Annotated in this window: 16 protein-coding genes; 10 read left to right on the forward strand and 6 right to left on the reverse strand. The window is 67.1% G+C overall.

The window, feature by feature from the left end; genetic code table 11:
- Nucleotides 1-4 precede the first annotated feature (4 nt).
- Nucleotides 5-1009: an Acg family FMN-binding oxidoreductase gene (locus tag NL1_RS02470; protein ID WP_067833755.1), complete on the reverse strand. Its 1005-nt coding sequence runs from the start codon at nt 1007-1009 to the stop codon at nt 5-7.
- Between the two features lie 142 nt (nt 1010-1151).
- On the opposite strand from NL1_RS02470, the gene otsB reads away from it, so the two are divergent.
- The 3 genes from otsB (at nt 1152) to NL1_RS02485 (ending at nt 6344) form a co-directional block, all read left to right on the forward strand.
- Nucleotides 1152-5132, forward strand: coding sequence for a trehalose-phosphatase (gene otsB, locus NL1_RS02475; RefSeq protein ID WP_281180763.1), 3981 nt, complete (start codon nt 1152-1154; stop codon nt 5130-5132).
- 79 nt (nt 5133-5211) lie between these two features.
- The gene (locus NL1_RS02480; protein ID WP_067833758.1) at nt 5212-5688 is read left to right on the forward strand and encodes a hypothetical protein; all 477 of its coding nucleotides are present in this window, start codon (nt 5212-5214) and stop codon (nt 5686-5688) included.
- A gap of 161 nt (nt 5689-5849) precedes the next feature.
- Nucleotides 5850-6344, forward strand: coding sequence for a hypothetical protein (locus NL1_RS02485; RefSeq protein ID WP_156094613.1), 495 nt, complete (start codon nt 5850-5852; stop codon nt 6342-6344).
- A 127-nt stretch (nt 6345-6471) separates the two neighbouring features.
- On the opposite strand, the gene NL1_RS02490 is transcribed toward NL1_RS02485, so the two are convergent.
- The 4 genes from NL1_RS02490 to NL1_RS02505 all read right to left on the reverse strand — a co-directional run bounded on the left by NL1_RS02490 (nt 6472) and on the right by NL1_RS02505 (nt 10412).
- Nucleotides 6472-7464 carry an Acg family FMN-binding oxidoreductase gene (locus NL1_RS02490; protein ID WP_245673057.1) on the reverse strand — a complete coding sequence of 331 codons (993 nt, stop codon included), beginning with the start codon at nt 7462-7464 and terminating at the stop codon, nt 6472-6474.
- Nucleotides 7465-7780: 316 nt separating this feature from the next.
- On the reverse strand, nt 7781-7984 hold the full coding sequence (locus tag NL1_RS02495; RefSeq protein WP_156094614.1) for a hypothetical protein: 204 nt from the start codon (nt 7982-7984) through the stop codon (nt 7781-7783).
- A 22-nt stretch (nt 7985-8006) separates the two neighbouring features.
- Complete coding sequence (locus tag NL1_RS02500) at nt 8007-8810, reverse strand: ribosome hibernation promotion factor (protein WP_084510246.1); 804 nt, start codon at nt 8808-8810, stop codon at nt 8007-8009.
- Between the two features lie 192 nt (nt 8811-9002).
- On the reverse strand, nt 9003-10412 hold the full coding sequence (locus NL1_RS02505) for a wax ester/triacylglycerol synthase domain-containing protein (protein WP_084510247.1): 1410 nt from the start codon (nt 10410-10412) through the stop codon (nt 9003-9005).
- A 378-nt stretch (nt 10413-10790) separates the two neighbouring features.
- On the opposite strand from NL1_RS02505, the gene NL1_RS02510 reads away from it, so the two are divergent.
- The 5 genes from NL1_RS02510 to NL1_RS02530 all read left to right on the forward strand — a co-directional run bounded on the left by NL1_RS02510 (nt 10791) and on the right by NL1_RS02530 (nt 15189).
- Nucleotides 10791-11051, forward strand: coding sequence for an SHOCT domain-containing protein (locus NL1_RS02510; RefSeq protein WP_067833774.1), 261 nt, complete (start codon nt 10791-10793; stop codon nt 11049-11051).
- A gap of 152 nt (nt 11052-11203) precedes the next feature.
- Nucleotides 11204-12529: a phosphoribosyltransferase family protein gene (locus NL1_RS02515; protein WP_067833777.1), complete on the forward strand. Its 1326-nt coding sequence runs from the start codon at nt 11204-11206 to the stop codon at nt 12527-12529.
- Between the two features lie 183 nt (nt 12530-12712).
- Nucleotides 12713-12967, forward strand: coding sequence for a DUF1918 domain-containing protein (locus NL1_RS02520; RefSeq protein ID WP_067833780.1), 255 nt, complete (start codon nt 12713-12715; stop codon nt 12965-12967).
- A gap of 14 nt (nt 12968-12981) precedes the next feature.
- Complete coding sequence (locus tag NL1_RS02525; RefSeq protein ID WP_067833972.1) at nt 12982-14514, forward strand: bifunctional aminoglycoside phosphotransferase/ATP-binding protein; 1533 nt, start codon at nt 12982-12984, stop codon at nt 14512-14514.
- Nucleotides 14515-14541: 27 nt separating this feature from the next.
- Nucleotides 14542-15189: a response regulator transcription factor gene (locus NL1_RS02530; RefSeq protein WP_067833974.1), complete on the forward strand. Its 648-nt coding sequence runs from the start codon at nt 14542-14544 to the stop codon at nt 15187-15189.
- A gap of 508 nt (nt 15190-15697) precedes the next feature.
- Here the strand turns inward: NL1_RS02530 and NL1_RS02535 are convergent.
- A complete protein-coding gene (locus NL1_RS02535) occupies nt 15698-16567 on the reverse strand; it encodes a nitroreductase family protein (RefSeq protein WP_245673058.1) in 870 nt (289 codons plus the stop codon).
- A gap of 142 nt (nt 16568-16709) precedes the next feature.
- Here NL1_RS02535 and NL1_RS38050 point away from each other — a divergent pair, with 142 nt between their 5' ends.
- Nucleotides 16710-16856, forward strand: coding sequence for a DUF5313 family protein (locus tag NL1_RS38050; protein ID WP_373862515.1), 147 nt, complete (start codon nt 16710-16712; stop codon nt 16854-16856).
- Between the two features lie 238 nt (nt 16857-17094).
- Nucleotides 17095-19485 (forward strand): phosphoketolase family protein, encoded by a 2391-nt coding sequence (locus NL1_RS02540; protein ID WP_067833978.1) that lies wholly within the window; start codon nt 17095-17097, stop codon nt 19483-19485.
- The last annotated feature ends 111 nt before the right edge of the window (nt 19486-19596 follow it).

A 19596-nucleotide genomic window follows, 5' to 3' on the forward strand; every position in this document is an offset into this window, starting at 1 on the left:
GCCTCTAGTTTTGGCCGCTGGTGGTTGCGGGGCCGTCGAACTGGAGAATCTCGGACAGCGGTAGCCGGGGTGTCGCCGGGCGCTCGTCCTCGGGTTGCGGGGCGCTGCCGACTCGGATGAGTACCTGCGGCCACTGGCTCCGGTCGGTGAGTTCCCGCACGACCGCGCGGCTGCGGGCCAACTCGGTCACGTGAGTGAGAGGGCAGGTGGCGTAGCCGGCGAGGGTGCATTCGAGCAGAACTGTGGACAGGACTTCTCCGCAGCGCAGCACCTCTTGCTGGGTGTCGCCGTCGGTGGACAGGACCAGGATCGCGGAGTGGTCGGCGCTGAGTTCGGGTCGGCGGGCAGGCCCGGTAGAGGTCGGAAGCTTGCGGCCGACATCGACGCGAGTCTGTTCCTCCTGGGTGATCAGGGCTTCTCGCGGGACGCCTGCGTCCGCGACGGTGTGCCCGGTCCACCAGTGCAGTTCGGCATGGTAGCCGGAGTCGTAGCGACGCAGCGACGCCGTCATTTCCGAGGCGTGGGCCAAAGCGGGACGGCTGTCGTCCCACAACACATCCAGCACCGCGTCGGTGGGATCGAACGTGGCCCGGAGCACGGGTTCGAAGTCGCTCCAGCCCGCGGGTGCGGCGAAGGGTAGCCGGTCGGTGTGGCGGCGCAGGATTGCCTCGGCGCGGTCTCGATCGCCGTCGGTCACGATCTGGGCGGGCTGGAAGGTGATCGTGGCCAGATGATCGAGATTGTTGGGATTGGGGAATCGGGCGACGGAAATTCGCCAGCCCGCGGCGGCCATCGCCACGCGCAGGTGATCGAGGGCGATACCGCAGCTGAGCAGGAGTTGGCGCCCGGAGGTGTCGGTCGCCGAGAGCAGGCGATCGGGTACGGCAAACAACCGCAGCGCGCTGCCGTCGAACGTCCAGCGCCACGGCTGGCTATTGTGCAGCGACGGCGCCCGCCCGGCCAGGAACACGGCTTTTTCGATGGTTTCGCCGGTGGGAGCAGTGGTCATGTCGTCAACCGTAGTTTTGCGAGGTTGCTGAGGCAGGAGTCGTTGGTCCTCGATCCGCCGCCGCTCGGCCGTATTGGGGTGCGGGTTTTCCGACGACTTTCAGCTCTTGCCGCTGGTGGTGGGCTCGGTCCACCCTGGGGAGGTGGCCGACAGCGACACCGCGGTATTGATTGATTCCCGCCGATACGACGCGGTGATCTTCGATATGGATGGAGTGGTCACCGACAGCGCATCCATCCATGCGGCGGCGTGGGCGCACCTGTTCAACTCCTTTCTGGCGCGACGTGCGGCCGCTGAGAACGCGGAGCCTTCTCCGTTCACCGACAGCGACTACCTGCGCTATGTCGACGGCAAGCCTCGCTACGACGGTGTCGCTGATTTCCTTGCCTCACGGGGTATTTCGTTGCCCTGGGGTGAGGCGATCGATTCCGGGGAGGCGGAGACGGTGTGCGGCTTGGCCAACCGCAAGGATCGCTTCTTCCAGGACCGGCTCGCCCGCGACGGGGTTCGAGTCTTCGAATCCACGGTCGCGCTGGTCGGGAGGCTGCGTGCGGCGGGGATCGGCGTCGCGATCTTCTCGGCCAGCCGCAATTGCCTTCAGGTGCTGACGGCCGCTGGGATCGGGGATTTGTTCGAGGTCCGGGTCGACGGTCTCGTCGCCGAGGAGCTCGGGCTGGCGGGGAAACCGGATCCGGCGATGCTCGTTGAGGCGGCGCACCGGCTAGGGGCCACGCCGGATCGGACGGTCGTGGTTGAGGATGCCGAGGCAGGGGTGGCGGCCGGACATCGGGGCGGGTTCGCGCTGGTGATCGGCATCGATCGGGGTGGGCATGCCGAGCGCCTGCGTGCCGGCGGTGCCGATGTCGTCATCGACGATGCGGCGCGGGTGGCGTTGCGCAGCGGGTTTCGGCGGATGTCACAGCTGCCGGATGTGCTGCGGTCCTGGACGCGTCTGGTCGATGTGCTCGACACCGAAACACCCGCGGTGCTCCTGGATTTCGACGGGACGCTGTCCGACATCGTCGCCGACCCGGCGGCCGCGGCCGTGGCCGAGGGGGCCGACGATGCGCTGGCGAAGCTCGCCGCGGTGTGCCCGGTCGCCGTGATCAGCGGGCGTGACCTGGAGGATGTACGTGATCGGGTTGGTGTGGAGGGGATCTGGTACGCCGGAAGCCACGGCTTCGAGCTACTGGCTCCTGACGGCACCCGGCACGTGCACGATGCCGCCGCACCGGGTACCGAGCAGGCGCTCGAGCGGGCTGCGGCGCGACTGCGTGAACGGGTGCGGTCGGTCCCGGGAATTATGGTGGAGCACAAGCGATTCGCTGTCGCTGTCCACCATCGGAATGCCGACCCCGACGATGTCGGGCCTGTCGTGGCGGCGGTGCACGAGATCGCGCAGGAGGCCGGTTTGCGGGTGAGCACCGGGCGCAGAGTCACCGAGTTGCGTCCGGATGTGGACTGGGACAAGGGTTCTGCGCTGCGATGGATCCTGGAGCGGCTCACCCTAGCGGTGCTGCCGATCTACCTCGGCGACGACCTGACCGACGAAGACGCTTTCGACGCCGTCGAATCCGATGGACTCGGCATCGTGGTGGGCCACGGCGAGAACGGCGATCGACACACCGCCGCGCGATTCGCCGTAACCGACCCGGCGGCGGTCGGTGTCTTCCTCGACCGTCTGGCCGGCCAGTTGAGCGCCGCCGCGGATTCCGCGGCATCCGATGCCTGGTTGTTCACCTTCGACGGGTACGACCCCCGGCGCGAGAAGTGGCGTGAGGCGCTGTGCACCCTCGGCAACGGCTATTTCGCGGTCCGCGGGGCAGCGCCGGAATCCCGGGCCGGAGAACACCACTACCCCGGCACGTACATCGCCGGCGTCTACAACCGGCTGCACGACGAGATCGACGGGCGCACAATCGACAACGAGAGTTCGGTGAACCTGCCGAACTGGCTGCCGGTGACCTTCCGAATCGAAGACAGCGACTGGTTCGACATCGATTCCACCGACATCCTGTTCTACCGCCAGCAACTCGATCTGCGACGCGCCGAACTGATCCGCCGGTTCCGGGTCCGTGACAACGCTGGGCGCATCACGTCGGTGACCCAAAGGCGGTTCGTCGCCATGCATCGTCCGCATGTGGGCGCGCTGGAGACAACGATCGCCGCCGAGAACTGGTCGGGGCGTCTGATCATCCGATCAGCCATCGATGGCAGCGTCCGCAATCGTCTGGTCGAGCGTTATCGCGATCTGTCCGACGAGCATCTCACGGCGGTGCGGACACAACCGTTGTCGCCGGACTCGGTACTGCTGGTGGTCCGCACCAATCAGTCCGATGTGTCGGTGGCGATGGCGGCGCGCACTTCGCTGCGCGAAACAATTTGTGTGGCACGAGAACTCGTGGACCGAGAGGGCCTCGTAGGGCACGATCTGACCGTCGAAATCGACGCCGGTGCTTCTGTCGTGCTGGAAAAGATCGTCACGGTCTTCACCGGACGTGACCGCGCGATCTCCTCACCCGAGGACGCCGCCACACGCTGGCTCGCCACCGCTGGCGGGTTCGCGCAACTGCGCGCGGGCCACGCCGATGCGTGGAAACAGCTGTGGCGTCGGTTGCGTTTCGACCTCGACGACCGCGAGCACGCGGCTCGGGTCCTGAGGTTGCATCTGCTGCACTTGGTCCAAACCCTCTCGCCCAACACCACCGAGCTCGATGTGGGCGTCCCCGCTCGCGGTCTGCACGGTGAGGCCTATCGCGGACATGTGTTCTGGGACGAGCTGTTCGTCTTCCCGGTGCTGAATCTGCGGTTCCCGGCCATAACCAAAGCGCTGCTGGGCTACCGATACCGACGCCTGCCGGCGGCGCGACAGGCAGCCGCCGAAGCTGGACTCAGTGGAGCGTTGTTTCCCTGGCAGTCGGGCAGCGACGGGCGCGAAGAAAGCCAGCGGATGCACCTGAACCCGCTGTCGGGACATTGGAATCCGGACCCGAGCCAGCGCGCGCACCATAGCGGAATCGCGATCGCCTACAACGTCTGGCAGTACTACCAAGCCACCGCGGACCTCGAGTTCCTCACCGACTGCGGCGCCGAACTCCTGGTGGAGATCGCCCGCTTCTGGGCGAGCCTGGCGACCTACGACGCCGCGCGCGAGCGCTACACGATCCGCGGCGTGATCGGCCCCGACGAATTCCATTCCGGATACCCGCACGCACCCGAGGCGGGCATCGACAACAACGCCTACACCAATGTCATGGCGGCCTGGGTGATCCTGCGGGCGATCGACGCACTGGATGCGCTTGCCCCACGCACGCGCGCCGAACTGCTGCAAACACTGTCCGTGCAGGCCTGGGAGCCGCCGCGCTGGCACGACGTCGCCCGCCGCATGGTCGTGCCGTTTCACGATGGCGTCATCAGCCAGTTCGAAGGCTACGAGCAGCTGGCCGAACTGGATTGGGACCATTACCGGCAGCGCTACGGCAACATCCAGCGGCTGGACCGGATACTGGAGGCCGAAGGCGACAACATCAACCGCTACCGCGCGGGCAAACAAGCCGACGTGCTGATGCTGTTCTACCTGCTCTCCGCCGACGAATTGCGAGAACTGCTGGCCCATCTCGGCTACGAGCTACCCGGAGAGATGATCCCCCGGACCATCGACTACTACCTGTCGCGCACCTCCCACGGCTCGACGCTCAGCGCGCTGGTGCATGCGTGGGTGCTTGCCCGCGCCAACCGCGACCGCGCGGTGGAGTTCTTCGAGCTCGTCCTGGAATCCGATGTCGCCGACATTCAGGGCGGCACCACCGCGGAAGGGATTCATCTCGGGGCAATGGCCGGCAGCATCGATCTGCTGCAGCGCTGCTTCGCCGGACTGGAAATCCGCAGCGACCGGCTGATCTTCTGCCCACACTGGCCCGCCTCGCTCGGTGCACTGTCGTTCCCGATCGTGTATCGCGGACACCGCCTGACGGTGCACATCAGCGGCGACAGCATCGAAGTCGGCTCCGATCCCGGCCCGTCACCACCGATCGAGATCGACTGCCGCGGCCAGATCGCACACCTTGCGGCGGGGGAGACGCTTCGTCTGCCACCAGAACCAGCGGCCGGACGAAAACAGTGACCTCAGAGCGAAATCCGCTGGTTGCCCTGCGGGCAGCCTGCTGCGCAAAGCTACGGAACAACCTCCGAGGAGTACGCCCATGCGGGGATATGACAACTACCTGCGCTGGCTCTACCGCAACGGCAGGCCGAATCTCTTCGCCCGAATTCAGAATCGCTGCTCGGCATGGCTTTTCGCGATCGGCGTCGCGCCGCGCAGGGTCGCGACGTTGGGTATTCGCGGACGGCGCAGCGGGCGGATGATCTGGTTCCCAGTGGTGCTCGCAGAAGTCGACGGCGAACGGTATCTGGTATCGATGCTGGGCGGGAATGCGAACTGGGTACGCAACCTCGCCGCCGCCGACGGTCACGCCGTGCTACGGCACGGCACCAGCGAGACCGTCCACCTCACGCAGGTCGTGCCTGCTCGACGGGCCCCGATCTTGCGGCAGTACCTCCGCGTGGCGCCCGGAGCGCGTCCGCACATACCGGTCGACCCGAATGCCCCACTTGCCGACTACGAACGAATCGCCGCGGACTACCCGGTGTTCCGGATCGAACACGAATCGGCTGGTTGAGCAGCATCTCCGAAACGCGGTTGTGCGACGAGGTTCGATACCCAGCCGCGAGCGCTGCCGCATCGAATGCCCAGTGGTTGCTGGGTTGTGTGCGTTTCGTTCCTGCGGCGCCGAGGTGCACGGTGCCGTCGGCGGGGACCGAAGGTATGCGATCGGATCCCATGGTGGTCGAAGTGTCACACCGTTCAGGAAAGGAAGGGGCCGACACGGTGGGAAATCACACGAAGCGAATGAGCGAGCGTCCAGCGCCGATGCCCTCGGCGCGCACGGTCTCGCGGTTGATTGTCCGACGGCTGCTCGGCTTTACCGGCAAGCGCCCAGCCTTGACACTTCTGATCGTGTTCTGCCCGATACTGGCGGCGGCATGGGTGCTATCGATTCTCACCCCGACGAGTTTCCAGAGATGGCATCTGGCGGTCGAGATCACCTCGACAGCCACGACCTGTGTTCTCATCGGTGTGCTGTATGGCATGCTGCGTCGCTCCAACGAGGACGCCCAGCACAAACTCGACGAAATCGCGATTGCCCTGGCCGAGGTGATCGACGTCCTCGACTCGAGTCATGGGGGACGCACTCGCCACAGCCATCGGTTCTCCAGCCCAGTCGGACAGCACACTCAGACACCACCCCACGCCGACAGCGGCCGCCGCACCTAGTGTGCGGGCAGCGGTGCACTTTGGCGCCGCGGCGGGGAGGCGGCCGTTCGATACTCCATCAGCCCGTGTCGAGGGATGGTGGTCGGTGTAGCTGCGCAACTGCGCCCCAGATCTGGCGGCGGCCGGGTCACAAGCGATGTACCACGTCATCCAGCGCCCGGCGTGGGCTCATCGGGACCTGTGCGGCGCTGGTAGCTGCCCAGCCCATCCTGACCAGGAGCTGAGGGAAACCGCTGCCGGACAACAGATCTGTCCCCACGAGCGCGCGAGTGCCTGGCAGCTCCAGCGGTTCGGTCAGCGGACAGGTCGCCAATCCGATCGCGGTGGCGGCCAGCAGCACCGCACTGGTCGCCTCCCCGGCGCGTAGCCGCGACAGCGGATCGTCGGAGCTGGTGTGCACCAGCACCAGCACGCCACGAACATCGAGATCGTGCAGCACCGCCTCGGTCAGGGTCGGGTAGTGGAACTCGCGGGTCAGCGGATCGGCCGCGGCCACAGTGCTGCGCGAGGGAACCCCTTCTTCGGCCGCGTGGCGTCCGCTCCAGGCGGCCAGCTCGGCTTGATAAGCAGGGTCGATGTGATGCTGCTGCGCGGCCTCCTGGAACGCCCGCACCAGACGGATCCGGGTGGAGCCCCCGGGAACCTCGCTGACCAGCGCGCCCTCGGCGGTACCCGCCGCGACGATCTTGGCAAGCAGCGCCTCGGGGACCTCCCAAGAGGTGGCCCGCCGCCGATCGGTGCGTCGGAGGTTGATCTCGCGCGCCGCTTCGATTACGTCATCGGTGGGGGTGGTCGCGGTGAACTCGATCGCCGCGAGATGCGTCGGCTCGGCCGGATTGGGGAACCTGTGTACGACTGTCTCCCATCCCAACGACCGCGCCGCTACCCGGAAATGGTGCAATGCGGCACCACAGCTGATCAGCAGATCACGGCCATCCGGGTCGGCCTGCGGCAGTCTGCGGCTCTCGTCGGCGTACAGGTGCACGGTGGTGTCGCCGACGCGCCACTGCCACGGTTGGGTGTTGTGCACCGACGGCGCGCGCACGGCCAGCGCCAACGCGGCCCGCACGCTGTCGGCATCGGGATGCTTCCTGGCCATTTCCTTTGCCTCACTTTCCATGACGATGCCTTTCTCGCCTACGGTCGCATGCGGCTGGCGGCTCGCCGAAGGGGACAAAGGCCACAACTCGAGGGCCCGGCGACCTCTGCGCGAACCACGAAGCACCCATCGGCACCACCGCTGAGTCGACGTGATCGACGCCGTCACCACACCCGCCACTGCCTCGCGCACCCTGCCGAACGGGGACCAACCCACCTACCGGGACCTCGCCCACATCAGGACACCAATACGCCAACCCAGGCAACATCTTTCGACCCGCCAATACCGGAAGCGCCGGGCAGCTGCACTTCTCACAGCCACCACGTCGAAACACGGCCTAACCGCCGTGAGCGTGCTGTGCTGCTCGATTTCGCGGCGCGGCGTCGCGTCCGCTGCTGCCGATCAGGACCAGCACCAGCAGCGGGCAGGCCACAGCGATCTGGAGCAGCAGGAGGATGGCGACCGGCAGACCGGCGAGGACCAGTGCGGTGACCAGGACAGTCACCGCGAGCACGTACAGCGGTGCGTAACGGATGTTCATCATGCTTCCTCGAGCCGCACTCTCACTGCTGTGTTGGCGGCGTGATCAGTCCGTAGTCACCGTCGTACCGGTGATAGAGCACGCTGCCCCGGTTCGATGCTCGGTCGCGGAAGAAGACGAACGGCAGGCCGGTCAGCTCGAGACGCGCAATGGCGTCCTGGACTTGCAGTGCCGGTGCCGGCGTCGGACTGACGGTGAACGGCACAGCGCTGTGAGTCACGGACTCGGGATGCGGATCCAGCTGCGCGAGCCGGTAACCGCGGTCGCCGACGCGGTACAGCACGCTGTCGGCGTCGGTGCCGGATTCGGTGAACAGGTGGAAGTCGTAGTCCATGACTTCCATGTCGAACACGGCCTCGTCGCACGTTTCACCGACCAGTGCATACGACTTTCGCCGCACGATCTGTCGCTGCTCAGCGGCGTCGTGAGTGCGTGGCAGCAGGTAGTCCACGGCGTCACCGTGCCGCCATTCATGGGGCCGCACACGAGACCTTCCGCCGCGCACCGCTTCCCAGTGACGCCCGAGCCGCTCGAGGCGCGTCTTCAACCGGGCAGTGAGAAGATCGATGGCCTCCCTGGCTGTCGCGGCGGCGACCTGGACCCGGACCGGGCGTCCGTTCATATTCACGTTCGCCTGCGCGATGATCGGTCGCGCAACCGCGGGGTCGGCGTGCCCGGTCAGCCGAACTCGCACCCCCAGCAGCGGCTCGGACGCATGATCCAAAGCGGCGTTGAGCTTTTCCCGTGCGTAGTCGGCCGCTGCCGCCGAGACATGGTGCCCGATCGATATCCGAAGTGCCGCATCCGTTGCGGTGCCTTTGCTCATGCAAACGACTCTGGCACCGCTGACACTGCGCGGTGAGAGCCGAAAGACCCGTCCGGCACCCGCCGATGGACCCCTTCGTACACGCCGACCGACTGCTATGGGTGTGTACGAATGTCACTCCCGCACGGCATCTTTCGTGAGCAGGTTGCCCAAGCCACGTCATCCGTCGATGATGCGGGGGATGGAGCCCGGTCACGGATCGCAGCGATGCCGACCGTTGGGTTCGGCCGTGACGTCGCCACCGTCTGGTCGGTGGCCTACGCGGCCGAGCCGAAGCACGGTGGCGAATCCCGCGGCGAGACAGTCGGTCAGGGTTGTGATGTCGGGGATTGCGTCGGCATCGGCGTTGACGGCGATGTAGCAGGTTCCGGCGTGCGAGGTCAGCGTCACGTTGACGGCCGTGCCGATGGTGGGACCGAAGGCGTACAACCGATCGATGCGCGCCCCGGCAATGTACAAGGGCACCGGGGAACCAGGAACGTTGGACGCGACGAAGTCCACATGCTTGAGCATCTCGGTGACCACGCCGACCGGCAGCCGGTTGAACGCCGCCGCGACGGCCCCGGACAGCGGTATCGCCGGCTCGCGGCGCCAACTCCCGACCGTGCCGTTCACGGCCCGCATCAATTCTCCGGGAGCGGAGATGCCGACCGGCAACGCGAAACGCGCGAGAGTGATCCGGTTGCCGCCGAGGGGATCATCGGCGGTGCGAAGACTGATCGGCATGGTCAGCCGCAACCGGTCGACCGTCGCCGCGTGCTGGTCGTGATATCGGCGTAGTCCGATGACCACCGCGGTCAGGAAGGCATCGTTCATCGTGCAGCCCGACGACCGCGCCGCGCGTTGCAGTTGCTCGACGGGCGCCTCGAGCGTCGCCAGTTGGCGATCGAGTCCGCGCTCGGTCATCACCGGCGACATTGTCGCGGTGACGGGCTTGACCAGACGAGCCAGCGAAGTCGCCAGTGCCGCGCCGTCGCGTACCGTGCGCGCCGGATGGGCGAGGACTCGTCGCGCGGTCTGTCGTGTTGCCCGAATGCCGCCGCGGAGAAGATCCGAGCCCACTGACCAGTTCCACTCCACGATGTCGCGCAGCGCGCCGTCACCGTCGGCCGCGGGCTCGGGAAGCTGGCCGGGATCGGTTTCCGAACGATCGACATCCAGCAGTGCCGTCGCGATCTGAATGCCGCCTATGCCATCGGTGAGACTGTGGTGCAGCGTCATCACCAGCGCACACCGCGCCCCGGCCAAACCGCTGAGCAGCGTAGAGCGCCACAGCGGACGGGCCGGATCGAAGGCCGTCATCGCCTCGGTGCGCGCGAACTCGAGGACCGCGGACATGTCCGCGGGTTTCGGCAATGCGGCCCGCCGCAGGTGCCAGGACAGGTCGAAACCCGGATCGAGTGCCCACCGGGGTGGGGCCAAGCCGAGCGGCGCAGTGACCAGTCGATGCCGCAGTCTCGGAACGAGGCGGGTGCCCCGATCGATTGTGCGCACGAGCCGATCCCAGTCAGGGTCGGTATCGAGGACCATGACCGAGACGATCGTCGAACGCAGGACCGGATCGCGCTCCATGTTCCACGAGAACAGGTCCGATTGCGACATGTGGGATTCACGGGAGCCCATCACCTGCCGCCTTCGTGTTGCCGTAGTTTCGTCGTCACCGCTTCCTGAAGCCAGCGGTATCCACACCGTCAAGTGTGGTCGATCCCGCCCGGAGGACAACCGATCACGAAGGCCCTTCTGGCGAGGCCCTTCGTCCTCTCATCGACCACCAGCCGGGAAACCTTGCTGCACGGTCCGGTGGCGAGTACCTGAGGTGGGTTGGCGCCCGTGCGCGACGTCCGTCTCCTGGTCGGGGGCGTTGGTCATCTGCTGTTGGTGTCGATCGCCTCTGCCGCGGCGGGTGATGTGCGACGCACAGTGGTTATCGGCCGGGCATCTGCCCGGAAGCGCCCCTGATGCACGTGAGGAGACAGTGCCATGATGGTGTGGTACGGCAACGACATGCATGGGTGGGGGTATGCGTGGATGAGCCTCGGCATGGTGTTGTTCTGGGGTCTGCTGATCACCGCCTTGGTGGTGGTCGTCCGTGTCGCTACTCGTCCCGACCTGGATCGCCGCGCGGAGCCGCCTGCGGTGGAACGTTTGCTGGCGGAACGGTTCGCGCGTGGGGAGATCGATGGCAAGGAGTACGTGAGCCGGCTCGAGACCCTGCGTGAGCAGGGTGCGGGCCACGCTTGAACTGCGAGCCCGGTCATCGCGGGCGGCATGCGTGTCGCGCGCGTCGTCGTCTCGCGTAGTCGAGACCCGCCGCTCTCGACTCGGCGGCGATCGGAATCGCGGCCACACAGTCGCCGACGCTCACGCTGAGGATCGCCTGAAGGGGTGCTGCGATGTTGTTCGATGATCGCCGTGACGCCGGGCGCCGGCTGGCTCGGCGGCTAGAGCGTCTGCGGGGCGAGGACGTCGTCGTGGTCGGCCTGCCGCGGGGCGGTGTCGCTGTGGCCTACGAGGTCGCGCGGGCATTGGATGCGCCCCTGGATGTGATCGTGGTGCGTAAGCTCGGCGTCCCGCGCCAACCGGAACTCGCCTTCGGCGCGATCGGTGAGGACGAGGTCCTCGTGATCAACGACGAGATCGTCGCCTACGCGAAACTCACGCGCGAGGAAATGGCGACGGTGGAGCGCCGCGAACGCGGCGAACTGTCGCGGCGTGCCGGGCTGCTGCGGCGGACACGCTCGCGTGTCCCGCTGGTGGGTCGCACCGTGGTCGTGGTCGATGACGGCATCGCGACCGGTGCGACAGCGCGGGCCGCCTGCCAGGTGGCGTGGGCACACGGTGCGCGCCGCGTTGTGCTGGCCGTGCCGGTCGCGCCCGCTGACTCGCCGGCGATGCTGAAGGGCGACGCCGATGAGGTGGTGTGCCTGCATGCACCGACACTGTTCGGCGCTGTCGGCTCTTGGTATCGGCACTTCGGCCAGGTCTGTGACGCCGAGGTCACCGAGCTGCTGGGCTCGTTGCCTGGCGATATGCGGGAGCCCCAGGCGGATCCCGCGAGCGATCCGCCGCTGCGCGACGACGAGGTGCAGTTCCGGGCTGGAGAGGTCGAGCTGGCCGGGAATCTGACGATTCCGGAGAACCCGATCGGGATGGTGGTGTTCGTTCACGGCAGCGGCAGCAGCCGTCACAGCGCGCGCAACCGTTCTGTGGCCGAGGTGCTGAACCGAGCTGGGCTGGGCACGCTGCTGTTCGACCTGCTCACCGTAGACGAGGAGAACTCTCGGGCACGGGTTTTCGATATCGAGCTGCTGTCACGGCGGCTTCTCGCCGCCACCGACTGGCTGACCTGTCGAGACGAGGTCAACGGCCTGCGGATCGGGTACTTCGGAGCCAGCACGGGTGCGGCCGCGGCGTTGCGCGCGGCAGCCGATCCCAGCGTGGAGATCGCGGCGGTGGTATCGCGTGGCGGCCGACCGGAGCTTGCCGGTCCGGCGCTGGCCGCGGTGCGCGCACCGACGCTGCTGATCGTGGGTGGTCACGACCTTCGCGTGCTGGAGCTCAACCGCCTTGCGGCGCAGGAGATGTCGTGTGAGACCGTGTTGGCGGTGGTGCCTGGAGCGACTCACCTGTTCGTCGAGCCAGGTGCATTGGAGAAGGTCGCCGAACTGGCCCGCGACTGGTTTGTCAACCAGCTGACGCCCGCACCGGGCGGTCGATGAACTGCGGTTTTGCTGCTCCGATCGGTCGGTTCGGATCCGGTGCCATGGGTGGCTCGAGGTTGTCCTCGGTGCCCACCCTCCGCGTCAGGCGTGTGGTCCTTCGCAGCGACCAATGGCCCTACTGGCGTGGCACGCCCCAGAGCGAGGATGGACTTTGCCCGGAATACAGGAGGTTGAGGTCACATGCAGGCCAAAGCAGGGGACTGGCTGATCGTCGAAGGGCGCAGTGTCGGCGGGACGGTGCGGCACGGACTCATCGAGGAGGTGCACGGCAAGGACGGGGCACCGCCCTACGTGGTGCATTGGAGCGATAGCGGGCACCGAGCCCTGACGTTCCCGGGTCCGGACGCGCACGTCGTCACCAGCGATGAGCTCCGCGCCCAGGAAGAGATCTCGGCCCATCACCTGTCCTCGAAGCACTACCGGCCGGCCCAGTAGTGCTCGCGAGCGTCATGGCCGGAAATACGGGGCCCGGCGAGGTGCGGGAAACGCACGCCGGGCTGGTGCTGTTGTACGGCGAGCGCGCCTACAAAGTGAAGAAGGCTGTTCGCACCGATTTCCTGGACTTCAGCACGCCGCAGCTACGCGAGCGCGCCTGCGCGAGGGAGCTGGAACTCAACCGCCGGCTCGCGCCGGACGTCTATCTCGGCTTGGCGCATCTCAGCGACCCCGAGGGCGGTCCCGGCGAACCGGTCCTGGTGATGCGCCGTATGCCCGAAAGCAGCCGCCTGTCCAACCTCCTGGCCGATCCGGCCAAAAGCGTCGCCGAACTGTCGGCGCTGGTGCGGGTAGTGGCCGAGTTCCACCGCGGCGCCCGCCGCGGACCGGACATCGATGCCGAAGGCACCCCCGATGCGCTGCGCCGACGGTGGCAGGCGTTGGTGAGCAGCCTCGCCGAACAGCCCGCAGAGGTGGCCGACCCCGAACTCGTCGCCCGGACCAGCAGGCTCGCGATGCGCTATCTGGATGGCCGGGCACCCTTGCTGGCTGCCAGGATCGCCGAGGGGTGCGTCCTCGACGGTCACGGCGACCTGCAAGCCGAGGACATCTTCGAGTTGGCTGACGGTTTCCGAGTGCTGGACTGCCTGGATTTCGACGACCGGCTGCGCTACGTCGACCGCTTGGACGACATTGCGTTCCTGGCCATGGATCTGGAGTTCCGTGGGCATCCGGAGCTGGCCCGGCGCCTGCTGGATGACTACCAGCAGCTCACCACCGACACCGCACCGGCATCGCTGCGCGACCATTACGTGGCCTACCGGGCGCTGGTGCGGGCGAAGGTCGACACGATCCGTTTCGAGCAGGGTGAGCAGAACGCCCGCGAACGCTTGCACCGACACTTGCTGCTGGCACTGCAGCACCTACAGCGGGCGGCGGTTCGTCTGGTGTTGATCGGCGGACTACCCGGCACCGGGAAATCGACCGTCAGCCGGGAGCTCTCGGCGGCGACCGGAGCGGTCGTCATATCCAGCGACCAGGTGCGCAAGCAACTACTCGCCGCAGGCGAAATCACCGGCGAGATCGGAACCTTCGGGGTGGGCGCGTACTCCGCCGCCGGGAAAGCCCGCGTCTACGCCGAGCTGCGCACCCGAGCCAGAGAACTGCTGGCCGCGGGGCGTTCGGTGATCCTGGACGCGAGCTGGACCGACTCCACCGAACAGCGACAGGCTGCCGCGTTGGCGGCCGAGGCTCGCGCCGATCTGGTGCAACTGGTGTGTCACTGCCCGCCCTCGGTGGCCGGTCGCCGCATCGACTGTCGGCCTCGAGGTGATTCCGACGCGACCCGGCAGATCGCCGCCGCCATGGCGGGGCAGGCGGCAGAATGGCCGGACGCGACGGTGATCGACACCGCGCTGTCGCTGCCCGACACTGTGGCAGCGGCACGTCGGGAGTGGGACAACACCGATGGTCAGCGGTCAAGGGGCTTCGGTCATCAGTCAGAGGCCCAACTCCGGCCCGATTCGGCGAATACCTTCGTACGCTGAGAACATGGCTGACGGAGGTGCATGGACATGATCAAGGTGTTCTTGGTGGACGACCACCACATCGTGCGGCGTGGGGTGGCCGACCTGATCGATGCCGAGTCCGATATGGACGTCGTCGGTGAAGCGGGCAGCATCTCGCAGGCGTTGGCGCGCATCCCCGCGCTGCAACCGGATGTTGCGGTGCTGGATGTGCGGTTGCCCGACGGCAACGGCATCGAGCTGTGCCGCGAGCTGCTCAACCAGCTGCCCGAGCTGCGCTGCCTGATCCTGACCTCGTTCACCGACGAGCAGGCCATGCTGGATGCAATCCTGGCCGGTGCCAGCGGCTATGTGGTCAAAGACATCGGAACGACCGACCTCGTCGACGCGATCCGCGATGTCGGCTCGGGCAAATCACTGTTGGACAACCGAGCCGCGGCCGCGCTGATGGCAAAGCTGCGGGAAGAGGCCGAGGCCAAGACAGGTCCGCTGGCCACGCTCACCGACCAAGAACGAGTTCTGCTGGGACTGCTCGGTGAAGGATTGACCAACCGGCAAATCGCGCAGCGAATGTTCTTGGCGGAGAAGACGGTGAAGAACTACGTGTCCCGGCTGCTGACGAAACTCGGCGTGGAACGGCGCACTCAGGCCGCAGTGCTGGCATCGAAGCTGAACACCTCCGACAACCGGGACTGAGAGTCGAGCGGCACCGCCAGCGAGAAAATGCGCAGCGCAATGACGCTGCCGCGGACGACTTTTCGAGGTGGCCGGTAGCCGCAGGTCTGTCTACCCGAACAGGCCATCGAGAACGCGGCCTCTCAGTCACCAGGTGGTGCACGAGGCTCTTGTTCTCGGCTGCGGCTACATGCCGCGAAGGTTGAGGGCGTGGGGATACCGCGAGAACTTCACGCCGTGGGTGGGTGAAAGGCCAAGGGGCGAAGGTGCTTTGGTCCCTCTGATCGGGGACCAATGACCGGCGCGTGCAGGCGGGCGTAGTTCCTGGGTGCTCTTCGCCGCGTTGACGCGGCGGCGCAGGTTCGCGAACTGCCGCGCCTGCATGATCAGGTGGGCGCCAAGCCGGTCGGGGTGTATGTGCTGCCAACCGGGCGAATTCGGCGCGGTTCGCACGGTGCTGTCGTGGCGCGGGTGCCACCGTTTCGGGCTGGTGCGCAACCGGCTCGGGGGATGCTGCGCGGCAATGGTGTCAGGCGTGGGCGGGGGACAGCATCTCGGCGAGTGATCGGCGCGGGGTGCGTTGCGGCTGATCGGGGGTGTCGGGAGCTTGACCCACTCGCAGGATGACTTGGGGGTGGGCGGTGTCGTCGAGGACGTCGCGGCGCAGGTGAAGGCGTTGGTCGGCGCTGTCGAGCGGCGCTGAGAGCGGGCAGGTGGCCAGTCCGATGTTGGTCGCGGTCAACAGCACGGCGCTCATCGCCTCGCCGGCACGCAGGTGCGCGAGCCGGTCATTGTTGGGGGTGGCCAGCAGAAGCAGGTCGGCGTGGTCGGGCTCGCCTGCCCAGCCTTGGGCGGCGGATCGTGTCTCGAGGGCCTGTCGGTCCCCGCTCCGGTCGCGGAGCGGGCGTATCAGTGCGCCCAGGGCCGCGGCACGCTCGGTCAACAGCCCGAGGTACCCCGGTGGGGCGGTCCAGTCGCTGTAGTGCCTGCGGTCGCTCCGGCGGCGGGTGATCGCGGCGCTCATGGCGATGTCCTGGGTGGTGGGTCGCCGTGCCACCGCCGCCACGGCGGCCAGATGGTCGGGGTCACCCGGACTCGGCATCCGATGCACGATCGTCGCCCATCCGAGCGCGGCGAAGGCCACCGACAAGTGGTGTAGTGCCGCTCCGCAGCCGAGCAGCACGTCACGCTGATCGCCCGCGGTCACGGGCAGCGATCGAGTCCGATCCAGATACAGGTCGATGCTGCCCGGGTGGATCTGCCAGCGCCACGGCTGCATGTTGCCTCTCGACGGCGCGCGCAGGGCCAGGGCCAGGGCGGTGGCGACGGTGTCGTCGTCCGGCAGTGCGCGGTCGTCCATGGTGTCGTTGCCCTTCGTGGTCGAACTGTTCTTCTCCACGATCCCCCTGCCGCGGTGTCGGAGGGCAGGGCATGAGGACCCTTGATCAGCGGACTTCCGGTGCCGATGCGGCCGGGACGTCGATACGCGCCGGGGATCCGAGGGCCACTCGGGCTCAGGACCTTCGCCCTATCTGCCGCTGATCTACTTCACGGTCGCGCTGATGTACGTCTACCGCCGCCACCACCTCGCCGGCCACGGACTCGACCCCGCACTTGCTGGCGCCCGCGAAAGGCAGAAAGCCGCCGCCGAACGCGACGCGTACGAACGCCGCCACGGCCGGCGCTGAAAAGCGAGCCCAACACAGTGTTCCGCACCGCAGCCGATACGCGCCGGTCGCTGCAGCAGCTCGTGCAACCGGTAGCGGCCCGGTTGTTTCTCGATGGGATGGTCGGTGTAGATGTTCCAGAACCCGATGGTCCTTCGGCCTGCCGCCGGGTGACGATCGGCCGCATCCCGCGCGCCGGGGCGGTTCCTATCGTTGATTCGGCATGACCGCCGAGGTAGCACGCGAAGGAGTCAGCGCGATGACCGCAGTAGTTTCCGAAGACGCCGAAACCGCCTGCGACCTAGCGGATCTCGACGCGTGGTGGCGGGCCGCGAACTATCTGTCGGCTGGGCAGATCTATCTGCTGGACAATCCGCTGCTCGCCGAACCGCTGCGGCCCGCACATATCAAACCCCGGTTGATCGGTCACTGGGGGAGCGTGCCGGGAGCGACGCTGACCTATGCTCACCTCAACCGGGTGATCATGCGGTTGGGGCAGTCGATGCTGTACGTGCTCGGGCCGGGACATGGTGCCGCCGCGCTGAACGCGGCGGCCTGGCTGGAGGGCACCTATTCACAGCGCCACCCAGCGGTTGGCCGCGATCTGGCTGGTATGCGAGAACTGTTCCGCCAGTTCTCGTTTCCCGGGGGAGTGCCCAGCCACGCCTCACCGCACCTGCCGGGCTCGATCCACGAGGGCGGCGAGCTGGGCTATTCACTCGCGCACGCGACGGGGGCGGCGCTGGACAATCCGGATCTGGTGGTCGCCTGCTTGATCGGGGACGGTGAGGCCGAGACCGGTGCGTTGGCGACCAGCTGGCATGCGCCGTCGTTCCTGAATCCGGTCACCGATGGCAGTGTGCTGCCGATCCTGCACCTGAACGGATACAAGATCGCGAATCCGGCTCTGCTGGCCCGGATTCCGCGCAGCGATCTGGATGCGCTGCTGAAAGGCCACGGATGGGAGCCCTTCCATGTCGAGGGCAGCGAGCCGATGGAGGTGCACGAGCGCTTCGCGGCGGTCCTCGACGAAGTGTTCGACCGCATCCGGGAGATCCGCGACGACGCCCGCCGCGGTATCGGACCGCACGATCCGCGCCTGCCTGCGATCGTGCTGGCCACGCCGAAGGGCTGGACGGGGCCCGCAACAGTCGACGGGATCCCGGTGGCGGGTACCTTCCGTGCCCATCAGGTGCCGCTGGCCGGCGTCCGCGACAATCCCGAACACCTCGAGCTGCTCGAACAGTGGCTGCGCTCGTATCGGCCCGAGGAGTTGTTCAGGCCGGACGGCCATCCAGCCGACCGGATCGCGGACCTGCACCCACGAGCCGAACTGCGCATGAGCGCGAATCCGGTGGCGCACGGCCGTACTCAGGTCGACCTGCGTCTGCCACCCGTGGGCGAGCACGCACTCACGATCGCGTCCCCAGGCGCCACACGGGGTGAGGCCACCCGCGTCCTGGGCGGCTATCTGCGCGACGCGTTGGTGGCGAATCCACACAACCTGCTGTTCTTCTCACCCGACGAGCACACTTCCAACCGGTTGGACGCCGTGCTGGAGGTGACCGGTCGGCGGTGGCGGGCATCGCGGTGCGACGGCGACGACCGCCTGTCCCCGGACGGACGCGTGTTCGAGGTGCTGTCGGAGCATCTGTGCCAAGGCTGGCTGGAGGGCTATCTGCTCACCGGGCGGCACGGGGTGTTCTCCACCTACGAGGCATTCGCGCACATCATCGACTCGATGGTGGTGCAGCACGCCAAATGGCTGCACATGTCCGCCGAATTCCCGTGGCGGGAACCGATTCCGAGCCTGAACTACCTAATCACCTCGCATGTGTGGCGGCAGGACCACAACGGCGCCTCACACCAGGATCCGGGCTTCATCGACCACGTGCTGAGCAAGCGACCGGAGGTGAGCCGCGTGTACCTGCCGCCGGACGCGAACTGTCTGCTCCACGTCTTCGACCACTGTCTGCGCAGCCGCGGCCGGGTCAACGTTGTGGTGGCAGGCAAGCAGCCGGCGCTGCAGTATCTGAATGATCACGACGCCCGGGTCCACTGCGAACGTGGCCTTGGCATCTGGGGCTGGGCCAGTTCCGATCTCGACCGCGACACCGATATCGTGCTGGCCTGCGCCGGTGACGTCCCCACTCGAGAGACGCTCGCGGCCAGTGCGCTGCTGCGGGAACTGGCACCGGAGGTGGCGGTCCGCGTTGTGAACGTGGTGGACCTGGCCCGGTTGTTCCCACCCGACCGGCATCCACACGGCATCTCCGACAACGAATACGAGCAGATCTTCACCGCGACGGCACCGGTGATCTTCGCCTTCCACGGCTACCCTTGGCTCATCCACACCCTCAGCTACCGCCGGCCCGGCCACGACCGGATGCACGTGCGCGGATTCGTCGACAATGGCACCACCACAACGCCTTTCGACATGTGCATGATGAACGGAATCGACCGCTTCCAACTGGCCTTGGCGGCGCTGGCTCGAGTGCCGCGCCTGAGCCGGCGGATCGGTCACCTTCGCGACCATCTGCTCGCCGAGGTCGACCGGGCACGCGCCCACGCCCGCCGCGTCGGGGAGGATCCGCCGGAGATAACCGAATGGTGCTGGCCGAGTTCTGGCGAGCAGGCGGCCATCCGATAAGGACGAGCCGCAACCGGTAAATCGCTGAGCCGCAAAGTAAGTAGTGGTGACTGGCGACGACTCGTCCGACACCGGCATCGGGCACTGTGGTTCTATCGGTGATCTGTGGCG

Origin of the sequence: Nocardia lijiangensis NBRC 108240 (genome assembly GCF_001613045.1) — a bacterium.
Classification (GTDB): Bacteria; Actinomycetota; Actinomycetes; order Mycobacteriales; family Mycobacteriaceae; genus Nocardia; species Nocardia lijiangensis.

What these genes read in the sequence shown, in the direction of transcription:
- NL1_RS02490 (WP_245673057.1), bottom strand. Translation starts at nt 7,464, where the DNA reads ATGGAAAGTGAGGCAAAGGAAATGGCCAGGAAGCATCCCGATGCCGAC.
- NL1_RS02520 (WP_067833780.1), top strand. Translation starts at nt 12,713, where the DNA reads ATGCAGGCCAAAGCAGGGGACTGGCTGATCGTCGAAGGGCGCAGTGTC.
- NL1_RS02515 (WP_067833777.1), top strand. Translation starts at nt 11,204, where the DNA reads ATGTTGTTCGATGATCGCCGTGACGCCGGGCGCCGGCTGGCTCGGCGG.
- NL1_RS02470 (WP_067833755.1), bottom strand. Translation starts at nt 1,009, where the DNA reads ATGACCACTGCTCCCACCGGCGAAACCATCGAAAAAGCCGTGTTCCTG.
- NL1_RS02540 (WP_067833978.1), top strand. Translation starts at nt 17,095, where the DNA reads ATGACCGCAGTAGTTTCCGAAGACGCCGAAACCGCCTGCGACCTAGCG.
- NL1_RS02505 (WP_084510247.1), bottom strand. Translation starts at nt 10,412, where the DNA reads ATGTCGCAATCGGACCTGTTCTCGTGGAACATGGAGCGCGATCCGGTC.
- NL1_RS02495 (WP_156094614.1), bottom strand. Translation starts at nt 7,984, where the DNA reads ATGAACATCCGTTACGCACCGCTGTACGTGCTCGCGGTGACTGTCCTG.
- NL1_RS02500 (WP_084510246.1), bottom strand. Translation starts at nt 8,810, where the DNA reads ATGAGCAAAGGCACCGCAACGGATGCGGCACTTCGGATATCGATCGGG.
- NL1_RS02510 (WP_067833774.1), top strand. Translation starts at nt 10,791, where the DNA reads ATGATGGTGTGGTACGGCAACGACATGCATGGGTGGGGGTATGCGTGG.
- NL1_RS02530 (WP_067833974.1), top strand. Translation starts at nt 14,542, where the DNA reads ATGATCAAGGTGTTCTTGGTGGACGACCACCACATCGTGCGGCGTGGG.
- NL1_RS02525 (WP_067833972.1), top strand. Translation starts at nt 12,982, where the DNA reads ATGGCCGGAAATACGGGGCCCGGCGAGGTGCGGGAAACGCACGCCGGG.
- NL1_RS02485 (WP_156094613.1), top strand. Translation starts at nt 5,850, where the DNA reads ATGGTGGTCGAAGTGTCACACCGTTCAGGAAAGGAAGGGGCCGACACG.
- NL1_RS02480 (WP_067833758.1), top strand. Translation starts at nt 5,212, where the DNA reads ATGCGGGGATATGACAACTACCTGCGCTGGCTCTACCGCAACGGCAGG.